Source organism: Microcella alkaliphila (assembly GCF_004216855.1).
Lineage (GTDB): Bacteria > Actinomycetota > Actinomycetes > Actinomycetales > Microbacteriaceae > Microcella > Microcella alkaliphila.
In genome coordinates this window covers 40,584-66,060 of record NZ_SGXT01000011.1, presented here as the reverse complement: position 1 = coordinate 66,060, position 25,477 = coordinate 40,584, and the positions used below count along the sequence as shown (strand labels likewise).

Sequence of the window (25,477 nt, the reverse complement as noted above, 5' to 3'; positions counted from 1 at the left end):
CCCCTCCCGCCCCGCTCGTCAACAACTCAGGACTAGCGCGCGCGAACGCGCCCGTACAGGCGGGTGTCGGGTCGTGCCGGAGCGTTAGTCCTGAGTTGTTGACACGCTCAGCCGCGGATCGCAGTGACGGCGGCCCAGGCGAGCGCGCCGAACGCGGCACCCCACAGGATGATCGAAACGATCTGCCAGACGATGACCTTCTGCTTCGACGCGCCGATCCCCACCATGATCGACGACGTGATCTGGCTCGGCAGAATCCACTGACCGAGCAAGCTCACGCCGGGCACACCCCACTTGTCGAACGCCCGGGTGAAGCGCTGGCGACGGGGGCTCTGCGGCTTCTCGGCGTTGGTGAGCTTGTCGCGGGCGCCACTCGTTGCGAGCACCACGATCGTCATGGATGCGATGTTTCCGACGATAGCGGCCAGGATCGCGACGATTGGCGTCACCCCGACGACGATCCCGATTGGGCCAGCCCCATACGACTCGACGAACGGAATCGCTCCCGCCCCCATGACGGCGAGCCACTGCCACAGCGGGTCGACGGAGGCGGTGAACTCTTGAATATCGGCAATCACGTGACTATCTCTCCTCAGGGTCAGCCTGTAACGCTACCGACGCGAGCGTCACTCGCCATCCCCCGCGCGGAGGAACCCACTCCCCCTTACGACCCATGTGTCAACAACTCAGGACTAACGCGGCCAGCGGCCGTGATTGCACCCCGGCAGACCACGTGATGGCGCATTAGTCCTGAGTTGTTCACACCGGGCGGGGCGGGGGCGGGCGCCGCGGCGTGCGCTCGTCCTGAGTTGTTGACGACGCGGGGTGCTAGAGCATCGACTTGGTGTGCCAGACCGTCTTCGTCTCGGTGAACGCGGTGATGCGCTCGAGCGCCGGGGCGGGAACGCCCGACACCGGGGCGAGCACGCGCTTGAGCGTCTCGGCCGCCGACAGCTGCAGGTCGACCCACTCGATGTCGGCGGCTCCGGCGAGGTCGAGCGCGTTCACGTCGGCGTGCGCGGCCAGCCACGGTGCCATTTCGACGGGCGAGCCGGTCAGCACGTTGATGACGCCACCCGGCACATCCGAGGTGGCGAGCACCTCCGCGAGGGTGATGGCCGACAGCGGCGCCTGCTGGTTCGGCACGACGACGACGGCGTTGCCCGACACGATGATCGGCGCGACGACGGCGGCGAGACCCAGCAGCGACATGCCGACGCGCTGCTGCGGCGCGATCGCGGCGACAACACCGGTCGGTTCGGGCACGGACAAGTTGAAGTACGGGCCAGCCACGGGGTTGCCGTTGCCCGCGACCTGCGCGTACTTGTCGGCCCAGCCGGCGTACCAGACCCACACGTCGATGGCGGCGTCGACCTGGGCGCCGGCGGCGGCCTGGGTCACGCCTTCGGTGCGGCTGATCTCGTCGACGAACTGTGCGCGACGGCCCTCGAGCACCTCGGCGATGCGGTAGATCACCTGCCCGCGGTTGTACGCGGTGGCTCCGGCCCACCCCTTGACGGCCGCGCGCGCGGCAACGACGGCATCCCGGGCATCCTTCCGCGAGGCAAGCGCCGCGTTCGCGACGAAGTCTCCGGCCGGCGTCGTCACCTCGTAGGTGCGCCCCGACTCGCTGCGCGGAAAGTTCCCGCCGATGTAGAGCTTGTACGTCTTCGGCACGGCCAACCGGCTCACTTCGCCACCGCCTTCTTCGTCGTCTTCTTGCGTCCGCCGGAGGCGGCCGTGGTCGCGGATGCTGCGCTCGCCATGATCGCGGCGGGCGCCTCCCGGCCGGCCGACTCGAGGTAGGCGGCCAGCCCGTGGCGGCCGCCCTCGCGGCCGTAGCCCGACTCCTTGTAGCCGCCGAACGGCGACGCGGGGTCGAACTTGTTGAACGTGTTTGCCCAGACGACGCCGGCGCGCAGGCGGTCGGCGACGGCGAGCATGCGCGACGCCTTCTCGGTCCAGATGCCGGCCGACAGCCCGTACGGGGTGTTGTTGGCCTTCGCGATCGCCTCGTCGGGCGTGCGGAAGGTCAGTACCGACAGCACGGGCCCGAAGATCTCTTCGCGGGCGATCGTGTGGGCGGCTGAGACGCGCGTGAAGATCGTCGGCCGGAACCAGAAGCCCTTCTCGGGGATCGTGCAGTCGAGCTGCCAGCGCTCGGCTCCCTCGTTTTCGCCGGTGTCGCTGAGCGTGCGAATGCGCTCCAACTGCGCGGCCGAGTTGATGGCGCCGATGTCGGTGTTCTTGTCGAGGGGGTCGCCGAGGCGCAGGGTTGACAGGCGGTACTTCAGTTTGTCGACGACCTCGTCGTGCACGTTTTCTTGCACGAGCAGGCGGCTGCCGGCGCAGCAGACGTGACCCTGGTTGAAGAAGATGCCGTTGACGATGCCTTCCACGGCCTGGTCGATCGCTGCGTCGTCGAAGACGATGTTCGCGGCCTTCCCCCCGAGCTCCAGCGTCAGCTTCTTCGACGAGCCGGCGACCTGGCGGGCGATCATGCGACCCACGCCGGTCGAGCCCGTAAAGGCGACCTTGTTGACGTCGTCGTGCGTGACGAGCGCCTGACCGGTCGAGCCCGGGCCGGTGACGATGTTGACGACACCGGCGGGGAGGTCGGCCTGCTGCAGGATCTCGGCGAACAGCATCGCGGTGAGCGACGTGGTCTCGGCCGGCTTGATGACGACTGTGTTGCCGGCGGCGAGGGCCGGCGCGATCTTCCACGCGAGCATGAGCAGCGGGAAGTTCCACGGAATCACCTGCGCGGCGACGCCGAGCGATCGCGGGTTCGGCCCGAGGCCGGCGTACTCGAGCTTGTCGGCCCAGCCGGCGTAGTAGAAGAACCAGGCGGCGACGAGCGGCACGTCGACGTCGCGCGTCTCACGGATCGGCTTGCCGTTGTCGAGGCTCTCGGCGACGGCCAGCTCGCGCGAGCGCTCTTGCACGAGGCGCGCGATGCGGAAAAGGTACTTGCCGCGGTCGCTACCCGACATGCGCGACCACGTGCGGTCGTAGGCGCGGCGGGCGGCCGCGACGGCGCGGTCGACGTCGGACGCGTCGGCCTGCGCGATGCGGGCGATGACCTCTTCGGTCGCGGGCGAGATCGTGTCGAAGACCTCACCCGAACCGTCGACGAACTCGCCGTCGATGAAGAGCCCGTACTCGCTCTTGAGGTTCAGGATGCTCGTGGATTCGGGAGCAGGGGCATACTCGAGGAAGCTCATGGGTTAGTCCACCGTCACGTAGTCGGGGCCACTGTAGTGACCGGTTCGCAGTTTCTGGCGCTGCAGCAGCACGTCGTTGACCAGGCTCGACGCCCCGAATCGCCACAGGTGCGGCGTCAGCCACTCTTCGCCGACCGTCTCGGCGACGGTGACGAGGTAGCGAACGGCATCTTTCGAGGCACGGATGCCGCCGGCCGGCTTCATTCCGACCTTCTCGCCGGTGAGCCGGTGCCAGTCGCGAATGACCTCCAGCATGAGCAGCGTGACGGGTAGGGTCGCCGCGGGGCTCACCTTTCCGGTAGACGTCTTGATGAAGTCGGCACCGGCGAGAATCGCGAGCCACGAGGCGCGCTTGACGTTGTCATACGTCACGAGTTCGCCGGTTTCGAGGATCACCTTGAGGTGCGCGTACGTGCCGTCGGGGCGACGGCAGGCTTCCTTGACGGCGACGATCTGGTCGAAGACGAGACCGTAGCGGCCCGAGAGGAAGGCTCCACGGTCGATGACCATGTCGATCTCGTCGGCCCCGGCGGCGACCGCCTCGCGGGTGTCGGCGAGCTTGATGTCGAGGCTCGCGCGACCGGAGGGGAAGGCGGTGGCGACGGCCGCGACCGAGACGAGGCCAGCATCCGGGTCGCCGTGCAGCGAGCCGAGCGCCTCGACGACGTACGGTACCATGTCGCCGTAGACGCAGACCGCCGCGACGCGCGGCGTTGTCGGGTCGGTGGCGTCAGGGGTGACGGCCTTCGCGACGAGGGAGCGCACCTTGCCGGGCGTGTCGGCGCCCTCGAGGGTCGTCAGGTCGCACGTGCGGATGATCGTGTCGAGCGCCCACGCCTTCGAGCTGGTCTTGATCGAGCGAGTCGCGAGCCCCGCGGCGCGCTGCTCGAGGCCGACAGCGTCGACGCCGGCGAGACCGTCGAGGTGCAGCGCGAGCGCCTTCTCGGTCAGGTCGCCGCCGAGCAGCCGAACGGCGCGCTCAGCGGGTGCCAGGGCGACCGGGTGGTCGATGGTCATGGGGTGTCCTCTCGCGGTGCGGTGGAAGGCGTCGAGTCGGTCGAGTGGTCGAGGTCGGCGTCGCGGTCGGCATCGCGGTCGCGGCCGAGCAGGAATCGGGCCGTGTGCTCGTCGGTGACGAGCACCGAGCAGAGGCCGTGCGTGACGATCGCGCGGGCAACCGGGTGCTTCGTCTCGCCCCCGACGGCCAGGATGCTCGTCGTCGCGGCGCGTAGCTCATCGAGGCCGAGGCCAAGCGTGCGGGCGTCGAGCTCGGGGTCGGCGATCTCGCCCTCGGCGGTGATGTACCGGCCGAGCACGTCGCCGACGGCGCCGAGGTCGACGAGGCGGTTAATGTCGTCGGCGGTCAGGTAGCCACTGTCGACGTGCACCGAGCTGGTGTCGGCCGGGCCGGCGGAATACAGGTAGGCGTTCGCGGTGCGGGCGAGCTGGGCGACGCCGCCGACCGTGCGATCGCCCTCGATGGCGAGCTTGGTCTCGAGGCGCTCGAGGATGGCCGGAGTCGGCAAGAGGGTCGCCTGACCGCCGGCCTTCTGGGCGATCATCGTCGCGGTGGCCGCCGCGGTTCCCGGCCGCTTCGAGAGGCTCACTCCTCCGTTCAGCTGCACCACGTTGACCCCGGTCGACCAGCCGACGGGCAGCGCCTCGGCCACTTGGTGCAGGGTGCGGCCCCAGCTGAGGCCGAGCAGCCGCGGAATTGGCCGCATGCTGACGAGGTAGTCGGCCGCCGCCTCGGCGACCCGGGACTGCAGTTCGACGTCGTCGAGCGGCGCCGGAACGACCACCGCGTCCTTGAGCCCGAACTGCGCGGCCAGGTCGCGCTCGAGCCCCAGCCGACGCGCCCGCGGGTGCACGATCTCGATGCGGATGATGCCGCGCTCACGCGCCTGGGCGAGCAAGCGCCCGACCTTCCAGCGGGTGATGCGCAAGATCGCGCCGATTTCGTCCTGGGTCTTGTTCTCTTCGTAGTAGAGCTCGGCCGCCCGCACGGCGAGCAGTTCGCTGTCGCTGGTGTCGAGCGGCACGGTCCCTCCGAGGCGATGGGGCGCGGTGTACGGCGCGGGGTGGCGGCGGGGCGAGCGCCCCGTTCGTCCACGCTATTGCTCCCTTCGCGCATCCACCAACATTTGTTGCGTGTCTGCTCACATGAGCAGGTTCGCGCGAATCGGTAGTCTGAGCGGGTGACCGACTACGCCCTCGCCGTCGACCTCGGCGGCACCAAAGTCGAAGCCGCCATCGTTGACCCGACCGGCTCGGTTCTGCCCGGATCGCGGCACCGCCGGCCGTCCGGCCAGGCCGCGACGAGCGACGATCTCGCGCGCAGCGTCACCGAGGCTGTTCAGGATGCTGTGGGCGCGCTCGTCGACGCGACTCGCCACGACCGCGTGGTCGGCATCGGGATCGGCTCCGCGGGCCCGCTCGTCGGTTCCGACGGCCGGGTGTCTCCTCTGAACCTGCCCGCCTGGCGCGGGTATCCGCTCGGCGATCTGGTCGCCTCGCTCGTGCCCGACGTGCCGGTCGTGACCCGCATCGACGGCATCGCCATCACCCTCGCCGAGACGTGGGTGGGTGCGGCCCAGGGCGAGCACAACGTCATGGGCATGGTCGTGTCGACCGGCGTCGGCGGCGGCCTGCTGCTCGACGGGCGCACCCACGGCGGGCCCTCGGGCAATGCCGGACACATCGGCCACGTGCAGGTCGCCGGTCACGATGACCAGTGCGCCTGTGGTGCACGCGGGTGCCTCGAGGCCGTCGCCTCGGGCCCGCGCACCGTCGCCTGGGCGCGCCGGAACGGCTGGGCCGGGGACTCCGGCGAGCAGCTCGCCGAGAGCGCGCGTGGCGGCGACCCCATCGCACGCGCGGCGATCGAGCGATCGGCGACCGCCGTCGGCCAGGCCATCGCGTCGACGTCGGCACTGCTCGACCTCGACGTCGTCGCCATCGGCGGCGGCTTCTCGCACGTCGCCGACGACTACATCGACATCGTCGCCCGCACCGTCGCGGGGCACAGCGACTTCGGCTTCGTGACGAGCACCCGCGTCGTCGCGAGCGGGCTGAGTGGTGAGGGGCCGCTGATCGGAGCGGCGGCGCTCATCCACCACCGCGAGCAGGTCGGTTAGCGCGCGATCTCGTCGTCGACGTAGCGCGCACGCCGCAGGAGCGGGATTGCCGTCGCCGTCGCTACCGTGAGGACGGTCATGAGCGCCATCGAGGCGGACCAGGAGCCCGACGTGTCCCGCAGCAGACCCAATACAGGAGGCACCGCAGCGGCCGCCAGATAGCCGACCGTCTGCACGAACCCGCTGACGGCGGCGGCGCTTCGGTCAGTGCGGGTGCGCAGGCCGATGAGCGTCAGCCCCAGCGGGAACGCGATCTGCCCGAGCCCGATCGCCGCGACCCACACGACGGGCGCGAGCGCGGGCGCCAGCCACAGCCCGCCCCAGCCGACGCCGAACAGCACGGTCGCGGCGGTAAGCAGCGGAGTGGGCGTGCGCAGCCGCGCCGTGAGCCCCGGCACGGTCAACGCGAGCGGCAGCCCGAGGATGCCGAACAGCGCGACGAGCGCACCGGCGACCGCTGGCCCCACGCCGGCGCTTTCCCGCAGCACCTCCGGCAACAGGGCGAACAGCGCGTACGCCGACACGCTCGAGAGACCGAACCCGATGGTGATGCCCCAGACGGTGCGCGAGCGGGCAAGCGCGACCGCGCCCCGAGCATCCGGCGCTCGTGGGGTGTCGCCGTCGTGCGTCGCGACGCGACGAGCGCGCACGGCAAGCACGATCCACGGAACGAGCGCGGCGACCGCGACGACGCTCCATACAGCCAGGGATGCGCGCCAGTCGGCGCCCACCGCGATCGGCACGGCGACGAGCGGCGGCAGGGCGGCCCCGATCGACATCGCGGTGCCGTAGGCGGCAGTGAGCGCGGCGATGCGCTGCGGCGCGTAACGCTTCACGGCGCTCGGCAGCAGGATGTTTCCGAAGCCGGCTCCCAGCAGAACGATCAGGCTTCCCGCCAGAAGCATGGCAACGTCCGCAGCGACCGCACGCACGAGGTGTCCGGCAATCATCGCGACCAGTGCCGCGACGAGCGTGTGCTCGAGCCCGAACCGGTGCGCGGCCGACGGGGCGAGCACGCCGGCGAGCGCGAACCCGAGCGGCGCCGCGATGCCGAGTGCGCCGAGACTCGCGGCTGACAGCGGGATCTCCTCACCGATCGTCGATGCCAACGGCGACAGCCCGCCAACGCCGGTGCGCAGGTTCACCGCGAGCAGCAGAATCGCAACGACAGCGAAGAACACGCCCGGAGCGACCGGGCGGCCTGCGGTCGAGGAGGATGCGCCGGGCACGACGCTCAGCCTACGGCCGCCCGCCCATCACGAACGCCTACAGTGGAACGGTGAGCGATTGGGCCCGGCACCTGCCGTTGAGCAACCGCCCGCGCCGCGACGAGTCGGCCGTCACGGGCGACCGGTCGGCGGCAACGGCGGCCGTGCTGACGGCCCTCGCCGACGTGCTCACCGCGCGCCCCGACCTGCTCATGGCCGACACCGCGCGCGCCGACGTGACCGTCGACCGCGCGCTGCGCATCGCCCTCACCCGGATGCGCTGGTCGCGCTGGCAGCGCCTCCTCGCGGTCGTCGGCGTGGTCGACGCACCCAGCGACGAGCTCGCCGCTCTCGACACGACCGCTCTCCCCGAGGTCCTTCGCGTCGAGGCGGCGGCGCGTACCGCGAGTGAGCGCCCCACCTCGGTGCAAGCCCTCAGCGAGATCGTCGTCGTCGCCCTCGACATCGCGGCCCGTCACACCGTGCCGCTGACGGTCGACCCGCATGACCTCGGCGCCGTCGCGCTCGACCTAGCGTTGCGGGTTCCGACCGAGCGGCGCGCCGTCATCACCGCCCGCGCCATGCGCGCCGTCGACGGCGGCTGGCAGGTGGGGGCCGGTCGTCCGCTGTACGCGACGAGCGCTGGCATCGTGCTGTTTCTCGCCGGACGCGAAGGTATCCCCGACGAACTTCCCGAGCCGCAGCCGCGACCCCGGCGCCCACGCGACGACGAGGACGAGGACGACTACGAGGCCTGAGGCTCCGCCGGAAGCCCCAGCACCTCGCGGATCTCGAGCTCGTCGACGCCCATCTGGTGGGCAAGCGCCTCGGCGTTCGGGAACTTCCGCATGCCGCGGATGAACCGCACGAACTCCAGCTCGACCGTCTGGCCGTACAGGTCAACGGTCACGTCGATGGCGTGCGCCTCGACGGTCTTTTCGGGCACGTCACCGAACGTCGGATTGTTGCCGACCGAGACGGCCGCGCCGAAGCGCTCGCCGTTCACGTGCATCCAACAGGCGTAGACCCCGTCGGCGGGAATGAACCCTTCCGCGCCGTGCGCGAGGTTCGCCGTCGGGTAGCCGAGCGTGCGCCCCCGCTGGTGCCCGGGCACGACGAGCGAACGGATGCGCGGGAGGCGTCCCAGCGCGGCGGCGGCTTCGGCGACGTGGCCGACCTCCAAGAGGCGGCGGATGCCCGTGGACGAGATGCGCTCGCCGTCGGACACGCACACATCGTCGACCAGGGCCACATCGAACCCGTGGGCCTCGCCGGCGGCGCGCAGCGTCTCGAGCGTGCCGGCGCCGTTCGCGCCATAGCGCACGTCGGAGCCGACCAACACGCAGGCGGCACTGAGGCCCGACACGAGCACGTCATCGACGAAGCGGTCGGGGGCGAGCGCCGCGAACTCGGGAGTGAATGGGATCACCACGACGAGGTCGACGCCCGCCTGAAGGAGAGCCTCGGTCTTCTGGGCAATGCTGATGAGCGGCAGCGGTGCCGCCTCGGGGCGCAGCACCTCGAGCGGGTTGCGGTCGAACGTGATCACGACCGTGCGGTCGATGCCGCGCTCGGCCGCCTCGTCGCACAAGCGCTCCAACACCCGCTGGTGGCCGAGGTGCACGCCATCGAACTTGCCAATCGTGACCGCGGAACGGCAGCCATCTCGAGGCAGAGCCTCGATGCCGGTCACCACACGCTGGTCGGTCACGACGACACCTCGGCAGACTCGGCCGCGTCGCGCGCGTCGCTGCGGCGACTCGCGCGGGCAGTACGCGACAGCGCCCACAGCCCCAGAATCGGCAGCACGAGCGGCACGAAACCGTAGCCGCGACCGAACTGCGACCACACCGTGTCCGCCGGGAACAGCTCCGGAATCGCGATGCTCACGATGCCAACCGCGACGACGCCGACCATCTCAAAGCCGATCGCGAGCCATGCGACGCGAAACCACCCGCGCCCCGGTGCCACGAGAGCCACCGTCGCCAGGATGTACACGACCGCCGCGACCGCGGACAGGGAGTACGCGAGCGGCGCCTCCTCGAACTTCGTCGCGATCTGGTAGAACGACCGACCCGTCGCGGCCAACGCGAGAATGCCGTACACGGCGACAAGGACGCGCGTAAAACCGTTCACACGAGACGGAGCGACAGCCGAATCAGACACGCTCGTCATTGTGACCCCTCGCGGGTGGGAATCGGCCCAGCGAGGGTCTTTAAGAACCGGGCGGCGATCAGGCGGCGCGCCACGAGCATCCCGGGCCATGCCGGCCACAGCCACCAGTGGGCTGGGCGCGCGAAGCTGCGCACGGTCAGCCAGACGGAGCCATCGGATGCTCGCTCCAGGGTGAACGATTCCTCGCCGCGCAGAACGTGTCCGGGCAGGGTGCCCATCACGAGCGTCATGCGGGACTCTGCCTGCTCGAGCAGCACCACTCGGGTCGGCAGAGGAAACCAGAGCGCGTCGCCGACGCCGAGCCCGACCGTGATCTCGTCGGCCGGACGCAACAGGGGGCGACCATCGGCCGTGAACACCTGCTCGGCCGGCGACAGCTCGGCCGGCTCGACCGGCTCGCCGTCGTCGTCAAATCCGACCGGGGTGTACCCGTCGGCGGCGATCTGGTCAGGTGCCGGCCGGTACCGCACCGTCATGCCAGCACCGCGGTACACGCCGCCATCGAGAATCCCTTCGACCGCGTACGCCCACCGGTTCTCACCGTGGCCGATGCGCGCGGTGTAGGCGGCCGGACGGAACCCGCGTGGCGGGAACGTCATCAGGTCGGGCGCCTGCGTCGCGCCGACGGCGGCGTACGTCACCGGTGGACGGTCGGCAGTCGCCGGCATGGCGCTTACTTTTTGTCCTTCTTTGACTCGACGTCGCCCGACAGCGCGGCAATGAACGCCTCCTGCGGAACCTCGACGCGGCCCACCATCTTCATGCGCTTCTTGCCCTCCTTCTGCTTCTCGAGCAGCTTGCGCTTACGGGTGATGTCACCGCCGTAACACTTCGCGAGCACGTCCTTGCGCATCGCCCGGATGTTCTCGCGGGCGATGATGCGCGCGCCGATCGCGGCCTGGATGGGCACCTCGAACTGCTGACGCGGGATCAGCTCGCGCAGGCGCTGGGCCATCATCGTGCCGTAGGCGTACGCCTTGTCTTTGTGCACGATCGCGCTGAAGGCGTCGACCTGCTCGCCCTGCAGGAGGATGTCGACCTTCACCAGGTCGGCCTCCTGCTCGCCGGCCGGCTCATAGTCGAGGCTCGCGTAGCCCTGCGTCTTGCTCTTCAGCTGATCGAAGAAGTCGAAGACGATCTCGCCGAGGGGCAGCGTGTACTTCAGCTCGACGCGATCCTCGCCGAGGTAATCCATCGACCGCATCGTGCCGCGGCGCGTCTGGCACAGGTCCATGATCGAGCCGACGTAGTCCTTCGGCGCGAGGATCGACGCCGACACGATCGGCTCCATGACCTTCTCGATGCGGCCCGTCGGGTACTCGCTGGGGTTCGTCACCTCGACCGTCGACCGATCCTCGGTCGTCACGTTGTAAATCACACTCGGAGCGGTCGTGATGATGTCGAGGTCGAACTCGCGGCGTAGGCGCTCGGTCACGATCTCGAGGTGCAAGAGCCCGAGGAACCCGCAGCGGAAACCGAAGCCGAGCGCGACGGACGTTTCCGGTTCGTACTGGAGCGCAGCATCCGACAGTTTCAGCTTGTCGAGCGCGTCGCGCAGATCGGGGTAGTCGCTGCCGTCGATCGGATACACGCCCGAGAACACCATCGGCAGCGGGTCGGTGTAGCCGGGAAGCGGCTCGGTGGCGCCCTTCGACGCCGTCGTGACCGTGTCACCGACCTTCGACTGGCGCACGTCTTTCACGCCGGTGATCAGGTAGCCGACCTCGCCCACGGCGAGGCCCTTGCTCGGGGTCGGCTCGGGGCTCGACACGCCAATCTCGAGGATCTCGTGCGTCGCCTTCGTCGACATCATCTGGATGCGCTCACGCGGGTCGAGGCGGCCGTCCACCATGCGCACATACGTGACGACGCCGCGGTACGAGTCGTACACCGAGTCGAAAATCATCGCACGCGGCGGCGCGTCAGCGTTGCCCACCGGGGCCGGGATGAGCTCGACGACGCGGTCGAGCAGGTCTTCGACGCCGACGCCCGTCTTGCCGCTGACCCGCAACACATCGTCGGGGTCGCCACCGATCAGCTGGGCGAGCTCGCGAGCGTACTTGTCGGGGTCGGCCGCGGGAAGGTCAATCTTGTTCAGCACCGGGATGATCGTCAGATCGTTCTCGAGAGCCAAGTACAGGTTCGCGAGCGTCTGCGCCTCGATGCCCTGCGCGGCGTCCACGAGCAGGATCGCGCCCTCGCACGCGGCGAGGCTGCGGCTCACCTCGTACGTGAAGTCGACGTGGCCGGGGGTGTCGATCATGTTCAGCGCGTAGGTGACCGGCTTGCCGTCGGGCCCCGGAACCGCCCACGGCATGCGCACGGCCTGGCTCTTGATGGTGATGCCGCGCTCGCGCTCGATGTCCATGCGGTCGAGGTACTGCGCACGCATGTCGCGGTCAGCCACCACCCCGGTGATACCGAGCATACGGTCGGCGAGGGTCGATTTGCCGTGATCGATGTGGGCAATGATGCAGAAATTGCGGATCTGCGTCGGGTCGGTCGCGGCGGGCGCGAGCGGGGTGTGGGCGCGAGGAGACATGTCACTGAATCCTCTCACGCCCTCACGAACCGCCCGCCCCCGGCCGAGCGCCCTTAGACGGCCGCGCGCACCGTCGACACTGCGTCGGTCTCCGTCGTCGCCTCGACCTCGGACAGGTCGAGCATCGGGGCGCGCTGACGGAAGCCGCGCGTGACGATCGCCAGCAGAATCACGCCGCCGAGCATCCAGAGGCCGCCGACGATGAACGTGCTTCCTGACAGGTTCGTCCAGAGCCACACTGTCAACGAGAACCCGATGAACGGCAGGATCAGGTTGCTGAGCAGCTGGTTTGCGGACCGCTCCTTCCGGTCGACGTAGTAATGCTTGATGACCGACAGGTTGACGACCGAGAACGCGATGAGCGCGCCGAAGCTGATCATCTCGGCGAGCAGCCCCAGGTCGATGACCATCGCCAGCAGCGACACGGCCGAGACGACGAACGTTGCCCGTGCCGGGGTGCGGAAGCGCGCCGAAAGGCGACCAAAGAAGCGCCGCGGCAGCACGCCGTCGCGACCCATCGAATAGAGGATGCGCGACACCGACGCCTGCGAGGTCAGCGCCGAGCCGGTCGCGCCGGCGATGTAGGCCGCCGTGAAGAACGCCGCGAGGAACTCGCCGCCGGCGGCCGTCATGACATCGAGGGCGGCCGAGTCGACGTCGGCGAAGTCGTTCTCGGGGTATACCACCTGTGACAGCCACGACAGGCCGATGAAGATGACTCCCGCACTGAGGGTCGTGATGATGATGGCGCGAGGAACCGAGCGGCCGGCGTCCTTCGCCTCCTCCGCGAGCGTCGAGATCGAGTCGAAGCCGAGGAAGGAGAGGCACAGGATCGCAGCGCCAGCGAACAGCACCGTGACACCGTCAACTGAACCGTCGCCCGTAAACGGCGCCGCGAGGTCGACCGTGCCGCCGTTAAGTTTGCCGATGCCGAGGGCGACAAAGACGACGATGAACAGCGCCTGCACGCCGATAATCACGAAGTTCGCGCGCACCACCGACACGATTCCGATCACATTCAGCACCGTGACCAGGGCGATCGTGGCGAGAATAAAGACCCAGTTCGGCACGTCGGGGAAGGCCGCGTTCAGGTAGATACCGATGACGAGGTAGTTGATCATCGGCAAGAACAGGTAGTCAAGCATGAGCGACCAACCGGCGAGGAAGCCGACGCCGGGCCCGAAGCTACGCTGCGAATACACGTAGGCCGAGCCGGCAAACGGGAACGCTATCGCCATGCGCGCGTATGAACGAGCCGTGAACAGCATCGCGACGAGCGTGATGGCGTACGCCATCGGCACGCGACCGCCGGTCAACTCGGTCACGATGCCGTACGTCGTGAAGATGGTGAGCGGCACCATGTAGACGAGACCGAACAGAACGAGCGACGGAACCTTCAAGACGCGTCGCAGTCGGACGTGTGCTCCGGGTGCTCCATCCGTGCCGGATGCGTGAGGGGTAGGGGTAGTCATGGCGGTGAGTCCTTTCAACTCTCGGCCGCGCCGTTGCGGCTCGGGGTGATGCGAGGCTCGCCAGCAAGGTAGGTCTGCCGGATCTCGACCGCTGGCAGGTCGAGGGGCGTGACGGCGCGCGGGTCACGCGCCAGCCAGACGAGGTCGGCGCTCGCGCCCACCTCGATGACGCCCCACGGGGCGTCAGTGTGGTCAGCGAACGCCTGATAGGCGACTCCGAGCGTGTAGGCCGACAGAGCGGACTCAATCGGCAGGGTCTCCTCCGGAATCCACCCACCGGCGGGGTCGCCCGCGGGCGTCTGACGGGAGGTGGCTACGGCGATGCCGTCACGGGGATCTCCCGACGACACCGGCCAGTCGGAGCCGAACGCGACCCGCGCGCCGCTGTCACGTAGTGTGCGCGTCGGGTACTGTCGCGCCGAGCGTTCGGGGCCAAGGCGCGGCATCGTCAGCGCGGTCATGAGCGCGTCGAGTTGCGCCCACAGCGGCTGCAGCGTCGGGATAACGCCGAGCTCGGCAAAGCGGTTCAGATCGGTCTGGTCAACCAGCTGCGCGTGTGCGATGACCGGCCGGCGGTCGCGCTCGCCGTTGACCTGCTGTACGTGCTCGATCGCGTTTAGGGCTTGGCGCACCGCGGCGTCACCGATCGCGTGAATGTGAATCTGGAACCCTTCCGCGTCCACCGCGGCGACGGCGTCGGCGAGCCGCTCTGCCCCCCATACCTCCATGCCGTGCGAGTGAAGTGCCGAGCAGTACGGCTCCAGCAGGGCACCGGTTTCGTTCTCAATCACCCCGTCGGCGAAAAACTTGACGGTGTTGGCGGTGAGCAGTGACGAGCCGGACGCCTCGATTTCGGCACGGGCATCCCGCATCTCGGCCAGCTGCGCCGGAAAGCGGCGCGGGTCGGCGTAGTGAGCCAGATTCATGCGCAGCGGAACGCGTCCGGCCCGCGCCGCTGCCACGTACACGTCAACGTCAGCTCGCTCGACCCACGCGTCTTGCACCCACGTCACGCCGCGCTCAAGAAAGTACTGACCGGCGCGCTCGAGCGCCCGCACTCGGGTCTCGATCGGCGGGTGCTCAACCGCGTTCGTGAGCAGCTCGACGGCGCCCCACTCGCGCAGCGTGCCCACCGGGCTACCATCGGCGCGGCGCGGAATCTCGCCCAATTCGGGCTCGGGCGTCTCGGCCGTGATGCCCGCTAGCTCGAGAGCCCGCGAGTTGCACCACACCGTGTGGTAATCACTCGCCCGCAGCACCACGGGCCGGTCAGGCACGGCAACATCGAGCCAGTGGGCATCAAACACGCCGTCGGAGGTCAGGGTGGGGTCGTACGACGCACCCCGAATCACGTCGAGCTCGGGATGGTTGGCGGCATAGCGACGCACCGCCTCAACAATCTCGTCAACGCTCGTGCAGCCGCGGATCGCCGGGCCCTCGGCCTCCAGGCCGCCAAAAATGGGATGCGCGTGGCCGTCTCCGAACGACGGCATCAGGAACCCTCCGGCAAGGTCGACGTGCTCGATTGTTGACTGTGCCTCGGTGAGGGCGTCCGCGCCCAGAGCGACGATCACCCCGTTTCGACTGAGCGCCGCATCGGTCGTGCCTCGCGATTCTCCGAGCCAGATCGTGCCGCCGTAATACAGGACTTCGGACACCAGCTACTCCTCGCCTTCCGCGTCATTGAGGTGGGGTAAAGGCCCGCTTTACGAACAGTGTTCGTAAGCGGTGGGATAACGTTACACCCATGGCGACATTAACCAAGCTCCATTTGGTGACGGCGGCCCTGCAGCTTGTCGACGAACGGGGCGCCGAGAGCCTCAGCATGCGCAGCCTTGCCGCACGTGTGAATCGCCAGGTGTCGTCGCTTTACAACCACATTCACAATCGCGCCGAACTCATCGAAGAACTGCGAGCCGTCATCGTCGCTGACATCGACACGAGCGCGTTCACCGATCAGCCGTGGGATGACGCGATTGTGGCGTGGAGCCGGTCGTACCTGGCGGCGTTCTCCTCGCATCCGAACGTCATTCCCCTCCTCGCGACCACACCCATCCGCGATGAGTCAACCTTGCGCATGTATGAGCGCGTCGTCGCGGCGCTCGTAAGGCAGGGCTGGCCGACGCGCGACGCGGTCGCCGTGATGCGCACCATTGAGGCCCACATTCTCGGCTCAGCGCTCGACATTGTCGCGCCCGACGACCTGCTCTCCGGCGAGTCAACACCGCCCGACCTGCCAGCCCTACGCGCAGCGCTCGATGCGGAAAACATCGAGTCGGCGGGCGCGCGCCGCGCCTTCGAAGTGGGGCTCGACGCACTCATCGTGGGGCTACGGGCCTTGCACGCGCGGCAGGGCGGGACGGGTGCGTGAAGCCCTGCTAGGATTCTGGATTGGCTTGCGTGCCAGGAAGCCCTCTCTCTTCCGGCACGGAACGCGACCGGGCTCAGTTCGCCGTCAGGCACACCCCACGACCGGTTGCTCATCCCGTACACACTCGAAGAAAGACAGTCATGGCGAACATCAAGTCGCAGATCAAGCGCATCAAGACCAACCTGAAGGCCCAGGAACGCAACAAGGCCGTCAAGAGCGAGCTCAAGACCGCCGTGCGCAGCACGCGCAAGGCGATCGCGGCGGGCGACAAGGAGGCGGCGACCGCCGCGCTCAAGGTCGCGTCGAAGAAGCTCGACAAGGCGGTCAGCAAGGGCGTCATCCACCAGAACCAGGCCGCAAACCGCAAGTCGGCCATCGCGAAGCAGGTCGCGGCCCTCTAGGTCGTACCCACACGCACGCTGAAGCGCCCCGGGGCTTACCGCCCCGGGGCGCTTCGCTGTGTTCGGGGGGGGCGTCGCCGTGTGCGGGGCACGGCGCTGTGTGCGGGGCACGGCGCTGTGTGCGGGGCACGGCGCTGTGTGTACGGCGGAGTGCTGCCCCGACGCGCCCGCGCGTGTCAACAACTCAGGACTAACGGCGGCCGGCGCCCCGCAGGCTCCCCCACCCGCGGTTTCAACAACTCAGGACTAGCGCTGCGCGCGCCGCAGGACCGCCCGACGCGGCAGCGTCAACAACTCAGGACTAGCGAGGTTCTGCGGGTCTGTATCCCGCTACCTCGGCAGGAACGGACCCGCTAGTCCTGAGTTGTTGACACGAGGGTTGCCGGGGTGAGCGCAAGAGCTGCACGCGTTAGTCCTGAGTTGTTGACACGCGCGGGGGCGGGCGGAGGCAGCGGGTTCGCGCGTTGGTCCTGAATTGTTGACACCAGGGCGCGCATAGGGGTTGGACAGGCGTCGAGGGCGCGCGCGTCGGCGAGGGGTCGAGCGCGGGGTGTCCCCAGTCGGTGCGGGAAGCGCGCGAAGCGGGGGTCAGCCGCGGGGGTGGCCCCGGTCGGCGATGAGGGTGACGAGGCGCTCGAGGGCGAAGACCGGGTCGCGGCTTGCGCCCTTCACGGCGGCGTCGGTCTCGGCGACCGTCAGGATGGCGCGGCCGAGTCCCACCTCGTCCCACCCTTGGAGGTCGCGCCGCGCGCGGTCGACCTGCCACGGCGCGAGCCCTAACTGCGAGGCGATCTGGCCGCCCGAGCCGCGGGTTCCGCCGACCTTCGCCATGGTGCGCAGCTTCATCGCGAACGCGGCAACCATCGGCACGGGGTCGGCGCCGGTGTCGAGCGCGTGCCGCAGCAGCGAGAGTGCCTGCCCGAGCTGGCCGGCGATGGCGGCGTCGGCGACGGCGAACGCGGTCGCTTCGACCCGCCCGCCGTAGTACCGCTGCACGATGTCGGCAGAAATGTCACCCTCGGTGTCGGCGATCAGCTGCTGGCAGGCGGCCCCCAACTCGCCGAGGTCGTCGGCGAAGGCGGCGACGAGCGCACGCAATGCGACGGGGGCGATGGCGCGACCCGCGTGCCGGAACTCGGCCGCGGCGAAGTCGGCACGGTCAGACTCGCGCTTGAGTTCGGCACACACCACCTCCACGCCGTCGCCGGTGCCCGCGCGAATCGCGTCGAGCAGCTTCTTGCCGCGCACTCCTCCGGCGTGACGCAACGCGACGACCGCACCGTCGGCAGGCTCTTCCAGAAACGCCAGCGCCTCCTCGAGGAAGGCGTCCGTCATCTTCTCGACGTTCGTGACGCGCAAGAGGCGCGGTTCGCCGAACAGCGACGGGCTTGCGAGCGTCAACAGTTCGCCGGGCGCATAGGCCGCAGCGTCGACGTCGTGCACCTCAAGGGCCGGGTCTTCTGTGCGCAACGCGTCGCGCAGGATGCGCAGGGCTCGGTCGGCGAGGAACCCTTCGGTACCGCTGATGAGCACGATCGGCGCGGGGCGAACCTCGTGCCACGCCAGCTGCGGGATGCGCGCGGCGGCAGACCGCCCCGACCCCCCGCGCGCGGGTGCCTTCGCTCGTGCCATCGATGTCCTCCCCCGCCAGCCTACTGATCGGCTGCGACACCTCCGGGCCGCTCGTGCCACACCCACAGGCCGTCCTCGTCGGCGCCGACGAGAACGAGTCCGTGCAGGTCGGATCGGCTCACCGTACCGCCGGCGTTCACCACCGCGTCGATGACCGACGCGGCCGGATGCCCGTAGGAATTGTCGGCCCCCACTCCGATGAGGCCCACCGCAGCGCCAGCGCGCGCGTACACTTCGTCGAACTGGTCGGGCGACCCGTGGTGGCTCACTTTCACCACGTCGACGGGCCGCACGTCGGCCGTCGCCATCATGGTGCGCTGCACCGACTCGCCGAGGTCCCCCAGGGCCAGGAGGCTGGGACACTGCGGACACCCGGCACCGAACCGCACGTCGACGACGACGCTCGCGTCGTTTCCGGGCGCCACGCCCCGGTGGTCGGGCGGCCACAACACCTCCCAGCGCGCGTCGGCGGGCTGCAGGACGTCGCCCTGGCGCACGTCGTGGACCTCCGCACCCGAGGCGATGAGAGCATCCAGTACCGCTTGGTCAGCGTCGCGACCGACGGGCCCCGTCCAGACGGCAGCGACCCGTCCGAGGATCGCCTCGACTCCGCCCACATGGTCGAGGTCGAAATGGCTGATGAGAAACACGTCGACCTGGTCGACCCGCAGCACGTCGAGGCATTCCCCGAGCGCCTCGGCGGTCGGGCCGGTGTCGATCAGCACCGTCAGCGGACCATCACGAACGAGCACAGCGTCACCCTGCCCGACGTCGCACTGGGCGATCACCCAGTCGGTAGGAACGGCGATCCGGGTCAGCGCGTCGCGCCCCGCCGTCACCCCGAGCGTGATGACCGCCGCGACGAGCCCTGCCGCAACGAGTCGTCGGCGAAAGCGCTGCGAGCCGAGCGCCACGGGCACTCGCCACGCGATGAGTACCAGCCCGGTCAGCACGGCCAGCAGTGTCGCGCCGAGCGCGCCCTCGGGCCAGGGCACGAGCGCCCCCGGCATGCCCGCGCTCACGCGCGCGACGCCCGCAATCCACGCCGACGGCACCCACGCGATCGCCGCAACAACCGTCGCCACCCACGGGATGCCCGGGGCCAGCACGCAGGCAATCATCCCGACGACCGTCGCCACGGGCGCGGCGGGCGCGGCCAGGATGTTCGCGACGACACCCCACACCGGCACCTCGGGCTGCAGCAGGATGAGCACGGGTTGGCACGCGAGCTGGGCCGCCAGAGGCACCGCAACCCAGAGAGCCATCGCGGGCGGCATGATTGCCGACAGCCGGTCGGCGATGGGGCCAGCCAGCACAAGAAGAGCCGCGGTGGCGAGCACTGACAGCACGAAGCCGTACTGCCGCGCGATCCACGGGTCGAGCACGATGATGCCGATCACGGCGAGCGCGAGCACGGGCAGGCCGTGCACGGGCCTTCCCACCTGTGTCGCGAGCAGCACGGCGGTCGCCATGATCGCCGCACGAATGACGCTCGGCTCGGGCGTCACGAGAACCACGAAGAAGCCGAGCGCGGCCAGCGCGATCGTGATGCGTACCCAGCGGGGCCAGCGCAGGATGCCTCCGAGCCCGAGAATGAGGCCGACGACGATCGCGCAGTTGGCTCCGCTGACCGCCGTCAGGTGGCTGAGGGCGCTCTGCTTCATGGCGAGGTCGAGGTCGTCGGGCACCTCCGAGGTGTCGCCAATGGCGAGGCCGGGCAGAAGAACGGCGCCGTCGCCGCCGAACTGTTCCATCAGGGCGAGGAAACGCTCGCGCAGCGCATCGCCCGCGGCAAGCAGTGGCGGCGGGTCGCGGGTGGGAGTCCACGCGCCGATAACGCGGACGAGGGCGACGCGTCCGTCGCCCGCTCCCACGGGGATCAGTCGGCCGGTTCCGACGAGCGTTGTGCCGAGCGGCGTGCGGCGATCGACGTCGATCGACAACAGCCGCACCGGCACCGAGACGCGGGCGACCGCACCCTCGGACTGCACGACGCCGACGATTCGCGCGGGCACCGTCGTCGTCTCGGGTGTCGCCGTCAATTCCAACTGCACGACGAGCTCAGTCGGCGCACCGTCCAGCGCGTCGGTGAGCGCCGGGGGCGTTCGCGCCGGTGCCGCGAGCCCCACTGCCCCGGCGATCAGGGCGAGCGCGAGCAGGGACGGGACGGCGGAACGGGTCCGCCGGAGGGACCACCAAGTTGCGAGCGACAGCGCGATCGCCGCGGTGGCGACGCTCCAGGCGACCGGCACGACGACGTCTCGGCTCACCCCGATGAGCACGAGCGCCCCGACCCACGCGACCCCGGCAGGAATGGCCAGCCGAGCATCGAGGACTCGCACTAGATGCCCACCCGGTCGCGGAAGCCCGACAGGGTCTTCTCACCGATGCCCGACACGGCGAGCAGCTCGTCGATGCTGCGGAAGGGCCCGTTTTGCTCGCGCCAGGCGATGATGCGCCCGGCCAGTGCCGGGCCCACGCCGGGCAAGGTCTCGAGCTCGGCAGAGGCGGCCGTGTTGATGTTGACAACGCCGCCCGCGGCCGTGCCGCCCGCACCACCGCCGGACGCCGAGGACCCGGGGCCGGCCGCGGGCGCATCGGGCGGGTGCTCTCCGACTCGGGGGATGTGGATCTGTTCGCCGTCGACGATCTCGCGGGCGAGGTTCACCGCGGCCAGGTCAGCGTCGTCGGCCGCGCCGCCGGCGCGGGCGACGACATCGATGACGCGGGCGCCCTCGGACAGCTCGACAACGCCCGGGGACTCGACCGCGCCGGTGATGTGAACGAATACGGCCCGTGCAGCCGGTGCGCCCGCTAGGCCTGCACCATCCCCTGCCGCACCCTCGCCCCCTCCGTCGTCGCCGGGCCCTTCACCTCGATCGCCCGTCTCGTCGCGATCACCGTGCCCGGAGGGCGACCCGGCCGCCGCGCTCTGCCCCACGGTGACGCGCTCGCCACCCGGGGTCACGATCGACGCAACAACAGCGGCTCCGAACCCGATGAGCACGAGCACGACGGTGCCGCTGACGGCCGCGCGCACGCGTGCCGAGCGGCGCGGCGGCTCGACTGCCGTGCTCGACAGACCCGCCACCCCGGCCGCTTCGCGCTCACCGCGGGTCGATGCGGCGATCGAATCGGGCGGATGCACGCGGCGAGGCTACGAGGCGACCACCCCGTCAGCGGGCCCCGCCCGCTCAATCGGGGACGAGCATCCCGAGGCGTCCCTGTGGGGGACGCACGCGGCACCCGCCGGACGCGCCCGCTACTTCTTCGTGGCGATGCTCACGATCTTCGACGCGCGCACGATCGTCTGGGCGATTTCGCGCCCGCCGATCGCGCGCTGCACGGCCTCGGATGCCAAGGCCAGCGCCTCGAGCTCGTCGTAGCCGACGCGCGGGCTCACCTCGAGCCGGTCACGCACCTTGCCGTCGACCTGCACGACGGCGGTCACCTGATCATCGACGAGCAGCGTCGGGTCGGCCTTGCGCCAGCCGGCGAAGGCGACGAGGCCCGATCGCCCGGCCGACGCGTCGCCGCGTCCGAGTCGGTGCCACATGTCTTCGGCCGTGTACGGCGCGAACAGCGACAGGGCGATCGCGACGGCCTCGACGGCCTCGCGCACGGCGGGGTCACCGGCGCCGGGGCCCGAATCGACGGCCTTGCGGATGGCGTTGACGAGCTCCATCGTGCGGGCGACCACCACGTTAAACTTGAACGACTCAACGAGCGCGGGAACCTCGGACAGGAACCGGTGGGTGACCCGACGCAGGGCCACATCACCGTCGGCGAAGTCGACGTCGACCGGCGAGGACACCTCCCCCGACAGACGCCACGCGCGCGCCAGGAACTTCTGCGAGCCCGTCACCGACACGTCGCGCCAGTCGATGTCGTCTTCCGGCGGCCCGGCGAACGCCATGGTGAGGCGCACCGCGTCGACGCCGTACTGGTCGAGCTCTTCGGTGAAGTAGACGAGGTTGCCCTTCGACTTCGACATCTTCGCGCCGTCGAGAATCACCATGCCCTGGTTGAGCAGCGCACTGAACGGCTCGGTGAAGCTGACGTAGCCGAGGTCGAACAAGACCTTGGTGATGAACCGCGCATACAGCAGGTGCAGGATGGCGTGTTCGACGCCGCCGACGTACTGGTCGACGGGCGCCCACTTCTCGGCCTCGCGAGGGTCGAACGCCTGCGAGTCGTCGCCCGGCGACAAGAAGCGCAGGAAGTACCACGACGAGTCGACGAAGGTGTCCATCGTGTCGGTGTCGCGACGCGCGGGCTTCCCCTCGGGGGTCGTCGTCTCGACCCACGACGGAACGCCGCCGAGCGGCGAGGTGCCCTTCGGCTTCATGTCCATGCCGGCCGCGTCAGGCAGCCGCACGGGCAACTGGTCTTCCGGCACGGGAATCTCGCGCCCGTCCTCGTCGTACATGATCGGGATGGGCGTGCCCCAGTAACGCTGGCGGCTGATCAGCCAGTCGCGCAACCGGTACGTCTTCGCCGCGCGACCGGTGCCGCGCTCTTCCAGCAGCTCGATGACGCGCTTGATGGCGTTGTTCTTGCTGAGGCCGTCCAGCGGACCCGAGTTGATCATCCGCCCATCGCCCGTGAGAGCCTCGCCGGTGGCGGCGGGGTCGATCGTCGGCGGCTCCTCCTCGAGCATCTCGGGGGTGATGACCGGGATCGTGCCGGTTACAGGCGCGAGCGTGTCGACCACCATGCGGATCGGCAGGTCGAACGCGCGGGCGAAGTCGAGGTCGCGCTGGTCGTGCGCGGGCACGGCCATGACCGCACCGTGGCCGTAGTCGGCCAGCACGTAGTCGGCCGCCCAGATGGGCAGCCGCTCGCCGTTGACGGGGTTGATGGCGTAACGGTCGAGGAAGACGCCGGTCTTCTCGCGCGACGCATCCTGTCGATCAATCTCGCTCTTCTTCTGCACCTCGTCGAGGTAGGCCTGGAAGCGCATCCGCACCTCGGGCGTTGAACCAGACGCGAGCTCGGCGGCGAGGTCGCTGTCGGGCGCAACGACCATGAAGGTCGCGCCGAACAGCGTGTCGGGACGCGTAGTGAACACGGTCACGGGCGCCTCGTGACCCTCGATGACGAAGTCGACGTCGGCACCGGTCGAGCGGCCGATCCAATTGCGCTGCATCGTCAGCACCTTGGATGGCCACGAGCCCTCGAGCTGGTTCAGGTCGTCGAGCAGCCGGTCGGCGTAGTCGGTGATCTTCAGGTACCACTGCGTCAGCTTCTTCTTGACGACCACGGCGCCCGAGCGCTCCGAGGTGCCGTCGGGCAGCACCTGCTCGTTCGCGAGCACCGTCTGGTCGACCGGGTCCCAGTTGACCCAGCTGTCTTTGCGGTAGGCGAGCCCCTTCTCGTACATCTTCAGGAACAGCCACTGGTTCCAGCGGTAGTACTCGGGGTCGGAGGTGTGCAGCACGCGGTCCCAGTCGAAGCTCGCGGCGTAGCGCTTCATCGACGCCTTCTGCTGGGCGATGTTCTCGTAGGTCCACTCGCGGGGGTCGGCGCCGCGCTTGATCGCGGCGTTCTCGGCGGGCAGGCCGAACGAGTCCCAGCCGATGGGGTGCAGCACGGTGAAGCCGCGCTGGCGCCAGTAGCGGGCGACGACGTCACCGAGCGCGTACACCTCGGCGTGACCCATGTGCAGGTCGCCCGAGGGGTAGGGGAACATGTCGAGGATGTACTTGCGCGGCCTCGCCCGCTCGCTCTCGTCGAGCTCGCTGTCGAGCGTCGAGAACGGCTTCACCTCGTCCCACACCGGAGCCCAGGCGGCCTCGATGCGGTGCGGGTCGTAGTCGTGCTCGGTGTCGGCGGTGCTGTCGCTCACGGGGCTCTCAATCGCGAAAAGTGGGGTGGCTGTCGGGGCGCAGTGACCCGACGTCCCAGGTTAGTCGCCTTCTCTGGCACCGAGCGCGGCGAGCAGGGCGCGCGCCTTCAGGTGCATCTCTTCGGTCTCCGCCTCTGGCTGGCTGAGCGCCGTGATGCCGCCGCCCGCCCCCACCGTCGCGACACCGTCGGCGATGACGATCGAGCGGATGACCATCGCGAGGTCGGCGGACCCGTCAGCCCCGAGCATCCCGAATGCGCCCGAATAGATGCCGCGGGGCGCACGCTCCCACTCGCCGAGCAGGTCGACGGCGCGACGCTTGGGGGCGCCCGTCATCGACCCGGCGGGGAAACTGGCTGCCACCGCGTCGAGGGCGTCGAACCCGGCCCGCAGCCGGCCCGTGACCGTTGACACCAGCTGGTGCACATGCGCGTACGTTTCGACCTCGTGGAGACCGGTGACAGTGACGGTGCCGACGTCGCACACTCGCTGCAGGTCGTTGCGCATGAGGTCGACGATCATCAGGTTCTCGGCGCGCTCTTTGTCGTCGTCCGCGAGCTCGCGGGCCAACTGTGCGTCGCTTGCGGCATCCGCCCCGCGGCGGCGCGTGCCCTTGATGGGTCGGGTCGTCACCTGACCGTCGGCGACCGTGAGGAAGGTCTCCGGGCTCGCCGACAGCAGGCTGATGCCGCCGATCGTGATGAGCGCGCCGTGGTGCGCGGGGCTCGAACGGCGCAGGCGTCGGTAGATCGTGACCGGGTCGCCGGGGTCAGTGACCTGTGCCGCGCTCGTCAGACACAGCTGGTAGGCCTGCCCGTCACGGATGGCGGCGAGGCACCGGCGCACGAGCTCGGCGTAGTGGTCGTCGGTGTCGCGCCATCGGACGTCCCGAACGGGCGGCGCAGGCGGGTCATCCGGCGAGTGCTCAGCCGACTCGTCGATCAGCGCGCGCACCCGCTCGGCCCAGGCGTCCGCATCCGCATCGGCGGCGAACGCGACCAGCTGACCGCGCCCGGTCGCGTGGTCGCGCACGAGCGCCGCATCCACGCGCATCCAGGATGCTCGGTGCGCGTCGGCAACGCCCGGCACCGTCGCGCCCATGGTCTCGTCGCGCAGCTCGTAGCCGAACCAGCCGATGAGCCCAAGCGGCGACGGGAACTCACCCGCGGCGGCGAGCGACGCGCGTTGCGCGGCAAGCGCGGTCTGCAGGCCGGACAGGGTCTCGCCTCGCCCCAGGGTCACCCGCGAGCCGACCGCCAGCACGCTGCGGCCGTGGTCCGCATCCCGACCCGAGTCGAGCCACGCGACGCCGAGCGGGTCGGCCGCCGACGCCTCGCGTTCCACCGCGTCGAGCGTGAATCGGCGGGGGGCGGCGTGCACGAGTGCGGCGAGTGCTTCGAGGTCATCGATAGCGCCGAGGTCGATGCGGTGCACGCGCACCGTTCGGGGTCCCCTCGCCATAGGCTG

General features: G+C 69.6%; 21 protein-coding genes. 4 read left to right on the top strand and 17 right to left on the bottom strand.

From position 1 onward, the window contains the following. Positions 1-107: 107 nt before the first annotated feature. The 5 genes from EV140_RS00925 to EV140_RS00905 all read right to left on the bottom strand — a co-directional run bounded on the left by EV140_RS00925 (position 108) and on the right by EV140_RS00905 (position 5,266). Positions 108-578: a hypothetical protein gene (locus tag EV140_RS00925; RefSeq protein ID WP_130280174.1), complete on the bottom strand. Its 471-nt coding sequence runs from the start codon at positions 576-578 to the stop codon at positions 108-110. Between the two features lie 250 nt (positions 579-828). Further along, on the bottom strand, positions 829-1,692 hold the full coding sequence (locus EV140_RS00920) for an aldehyde dehydrogenase family protein (RefSeq protein ID WP_130280172.1): 864 nt from the start codon (positions 1,690-1,692) through the stop codon (positions 829-831). Beyond that, positions 1,689-3,224, bottom strand: coding sequence for an aldehyde dehydrogenase family protein (locus EV140_RS00915; RefSeq protein WP_130280170.1), 1,536 nt, complete (start codon positions 3,222-3,224; stop codon positions 1,689-1,691). Before EV140_RS00915 ends, EV140_RS00920 begins: the two co-directional genes overlap by 4 nt. Before the next feature lie 3 nt (positions 3,225-3,227). Then, on the bottom strand, positions 3,228-4,241 hold the full coding sequence (gene deoC / locus EV140_RS00910; RefSeq protein ID WP_130280168.1) for a deoxyribose-phosphate aldolase: 1,014 nt from the start codon (positions 4,239-4,241) through the stop codon (positions 3,228-3,230). Beyond that, positions 4,238-5,266: a sugar-binding transcriptional regulator gene (locus EV140_RS00905; RefSeq protein WP_130280166.1), complete on the bottom strand. Its 1,029-nt coding sequence runs from the start codon at positions 5,264-5,266 to the stop codon at positions 4,238-4,240. The genes deoC and EV140_RS00905 overlap by 4 nt, the downstream gene beginning before the upstream one ends. Positions 5,267-5,422: 156 nt before the next feature. On the opposite strand from EV140_RS00905, the gene EV140_RS00900 reads away from it, so the two are divergent. Continuing rightward, positions 5,423-6,361, top strand: coding sequence for an ROK family protein (locus EV140_RS00900; protein ID WP_130280164.1), 939 nt, complete (start codon positions 5,423-5,425; stop codon positions 6,359-6,361). Here EV140_RS00900 and EV140_RS00895 read toward each other — a convergent pair. Beyond that, on the bottom strand, positions 6,358-7,590 hold the full coding sequence (locus EV140_RS00895; RefSeq protein WP_157985573.1) for an MFS transporter: 1,233 nt from the start codon (positions 7,588-7,590) through the stop codon (positions 6,358-6,360). The two genes, EV140_RS00900 and EV140_RS00895, sit on opposite strands and share 4 nt — an antisense overlap. A gap of 50 nt (positions 7,591-7,640) precedes the next feature. Between EV140_RS00895 and EV140_RS00890 the strand changes: the two genes are divergently transcribed. Continuing rightward, a complete protein-coding gene (locus EV140_RS00890) occupies positions 7,641-8,327 on the top strand; it encodes a hypothetical protein (protein ID WP_130280160.1) in 687 nt (228 codons plus the stop codon). Here the strand turns inward: EV140_RS00890 and EV140_RS00885 are convergent. From EV140_RS00885 to EV140_RS00860, 6 genes are read right to left on the bottom strand one after another with little or no spacing between them, the layout of a single operon-like run. After that, positions 8,315-9,280 carry a bifunctional riboflavin kinase/FAD synthetase gene (locus tag EV140_RS00885; RefSeq protein WP_241971230.1) on the bottom strand — a complete coding sequence of 322 codons (966 nt, stop codon included), beginning with the start codon at positions 9,278-9,280 and terminating at the stop codon, positions 8,315-8,317. The genes EV140_RS00890 and EV140_RS00885 overlap by 13 nt on opposite strands. Beyond that, positions 9,277-9,744: a hypothetical protein gene (locus tag EV140_RS00880; protein WP_130280158.1), complete on the bottom strand. Its 468-nt coding sequence runs from the start codon at positions 9,742-9,744 to the stop codon at positions 9,277-9,279. Before EV140_RS00880 ends, EV140_RS00885 begins: the two co-directional genes overlap by 4 nt. Continuing rightward, positions 9,741-10,412: a DUF1990 family protein gene (locus EV140_RS00875; RefSeq protein ID WP_130280156.1), complete on the bottom strand. Its 672-nt coding sequence runs from the start codon at positions 10,410-10,412 to the stop codon at positions 9,741-9,743. Before EV140_RS00875 ends, EV140_RS00880 begins: the two co-directional genes overlap by 4 nt. Before the next feature lie 5 nt (positions 10,413-10,417). Beyond that, on the bottom strand, positions 10,418-12,286 hold the full coding sequence (gene lepA, locus EV140_RS00870; RefSeq protein ID WP_130280154.1) for a translation elongation factor 4: 1,869 nt from the start codon (positions 12,284-12,286) through the stop codon (positions 10,418-10,420). 53 nt (positions 12,287-12,339) lie between these two features. Next, the gene (locus EV140_RS00865; protein ID WP_130280152.1) at positions 12,340-13,758 is read right to left on the bottom strand and encodes an APC family permease; all 1,419 of its coding nucleotides are present in this window, start codon (positions 13,756-13,758) and stop codon (positions 12,340-12,342) included. A gap of 14 nt (positions 13,759-13,772) precedes the next feature. Then, positions 13,773-15,416: an amidohydrolase gene (locus EV140_RS00860; protein WP_130280150.1), complete on the bottom strand. Its 1,644-nt coding sequence runs from the start codon at positions 15,414-15,416 to the stop codon at positions 13,773-13,775. A gap of 89 nt (positions 15,417-15,505) precedes the next feature. On the opposite strand from EV140_RS00860, the gene EV140_RS00855 reads away from it, so the two are divergent. Next, the gene (locus tag EV140_RS00855) at positions 15,506-16,129 is read left to right on the top strand and encodes a TetR/AcrR family transcriptional regulator C-terminal domain-containing protein (protein WP_130280148.1); all 624 of its coding nucleotides are present in this window, start codon (positions 15,506-15,508) and stop codon (positions 16,127-16,129) included. 140 nt (positions 16,130-16,269) lie between these two features. Further along, a complete protein-coding gene (gene rpsT, locus EV140_RS00850) occupies positions 16,270-16,530 on the top strand; it encodes a 30S ribosomal protein S20 (protein ID WP_096421859.1) in 261 nt (86 codons plus the stop codon). A gap of 588 nt (positions 16,531-17,118) precedes the next feature. On the opposite strand, the gene holA is transcribed toward rpsT, so the two are convergent. From holA to pabB, 5 genes are all read right to left on the bottom strand, one after another. Then, positions 17,119-18,162, bottom strand: coding sequence for a DNA polymerase III subunit delta (gene holA, locus EV140_RS00845; protein WP_130280146.1), 1,044 nt, complete (start codon positions 18,160-18,162; stop codon positions 17,119-17,121). Between the two features lie 20 nt (positions 18,163-18,182). Continuing rightward, positions 18,183-20,504 (bottom strand): ComEC/Rec2 family competence protein, encoded by a 2,322-nt coding sequence (locus EV140_RS00840; RefSeq protein WP_130280144.1) that lies wholly within the window; start codon positions 20,502-20,504, stop codon positions 18,183-18,185. Continuing rightward, positions 20,504-21,310: a ComEA family DNA-binding protein gene (locus tag EV140_RS00835; protein WP_241971229.1), complete on the bottom strand. Its 807-nt coding sequence runs from the start codon at positions 21,308-21,310 to the stop codon at positions 20,504-20,506. Before EV140_RS00835 ends, EV140_RS00840 begins: the two co-directional genes overlap by 1 nt. A gap of 114 nt (positions 21,311-21,424) precedes the next feature. Continuing rightward, on the bottom strand, positions 21,425-24,022 hold the full coding sequence (gene leuS / locus EV140_RS00830) for a leucine--tRNA ligase (RefSeq protein ID WP_338418532.1): 2,598 nt from the start codon (positions 24,020-24,022) through the stop codon (positions 21,425-21,427). 48 nt (positions 24,023-24,070) lie between these two features. Further along, on the bottom strand, positions 24,071-25,471 hold the full coding sequence (gene pabB / locus EV140_RS00825) for an aminodeoxychorismate synthase component I (RefSeq protein ID WP_130280140.1): 1,401 nt from the start codon (positions 25,469-25,471) through the stop codon (positions 24,071-24,073). Positions 25,472-25,477 lie beyond the last annotated feature (6 nt).

What these genes read in the sequence shown, in the direction of transcription:
- deoC (WP_130280168.1), bottom strand. Translation starts at nt 4,241, where the DNA reads ATGACCATCGACCACCCGGTCGCCCTGGCACCCGCTGAGCGCGCCGTT.
- EV140_RS00880 (WP_130280158.1), bottom strand. Translation starts at nt 9,744, where the DNA reads ATGACGAGCGTGTCTGATTCGGCTGTCGCTCCGTCTCGTGTGAACGGT.
- EV140_RS00855 (WP_130280148.1), top strand. Translation starts at nt 15,506, where the DNA reads ATGGCGACATTAACCAAGCTCCATTTGGTGACGGCGGCCCTGCAGCTT.
- EV140_RS00875 (WP_130280156.1), bottom strand. Translation starts at nt 10,412, where the DNA reads ATGCCGGCGACTGCCGACCGTCCACCGGTGACGTACGCCGCCGTCGGC.
- holA (WP_130280146.1), bottom strand. Translation starts at nt 18,162, where the DNA reads ATGGCACGAGCGAAGGCACCCGCGCGCGGGGGGTCGGGGCGGTCTGCC.
- rpsT (WP_096421859.1), top strand. Translation starts at nt 16,270, where the DNA reads ATGGCGAACATCAAGTCGCAGATCAAGCGCATCAAGACCAACCTGAAG.
- EV140_RS00915 (WP_130280170.1), bottom strand. Translation starts at nt 3,224, where the DNA reads ATGAGCTTCCTCGAGTATGCCCCTGCTCCCGAATCCACGAGCATCCTG.
- lepA (WP_130280154.1), bottom strand. Translation starts at nt 12,286, where the DNA reads ATGTCTCCTCGCGCCCACACCCCGCTCGCGCCCGCCGCGACCGACCCG.
- EV140_RS00865 (WP_130280152.1), bottom strand. Translation starts at nt 13,758, where the DNA reads ATGACTACCCCTACCCCTCACGCATCCGGCACGGATGGAGCACCCGGA.
- pabB (WP_130280140.1), bottom strand. Translation starts at nt 25,471, where the DNA reads ATGGCGAGGGGACCCCGAACGGTGCGCGTGCACCGCATCGACCTCGGC.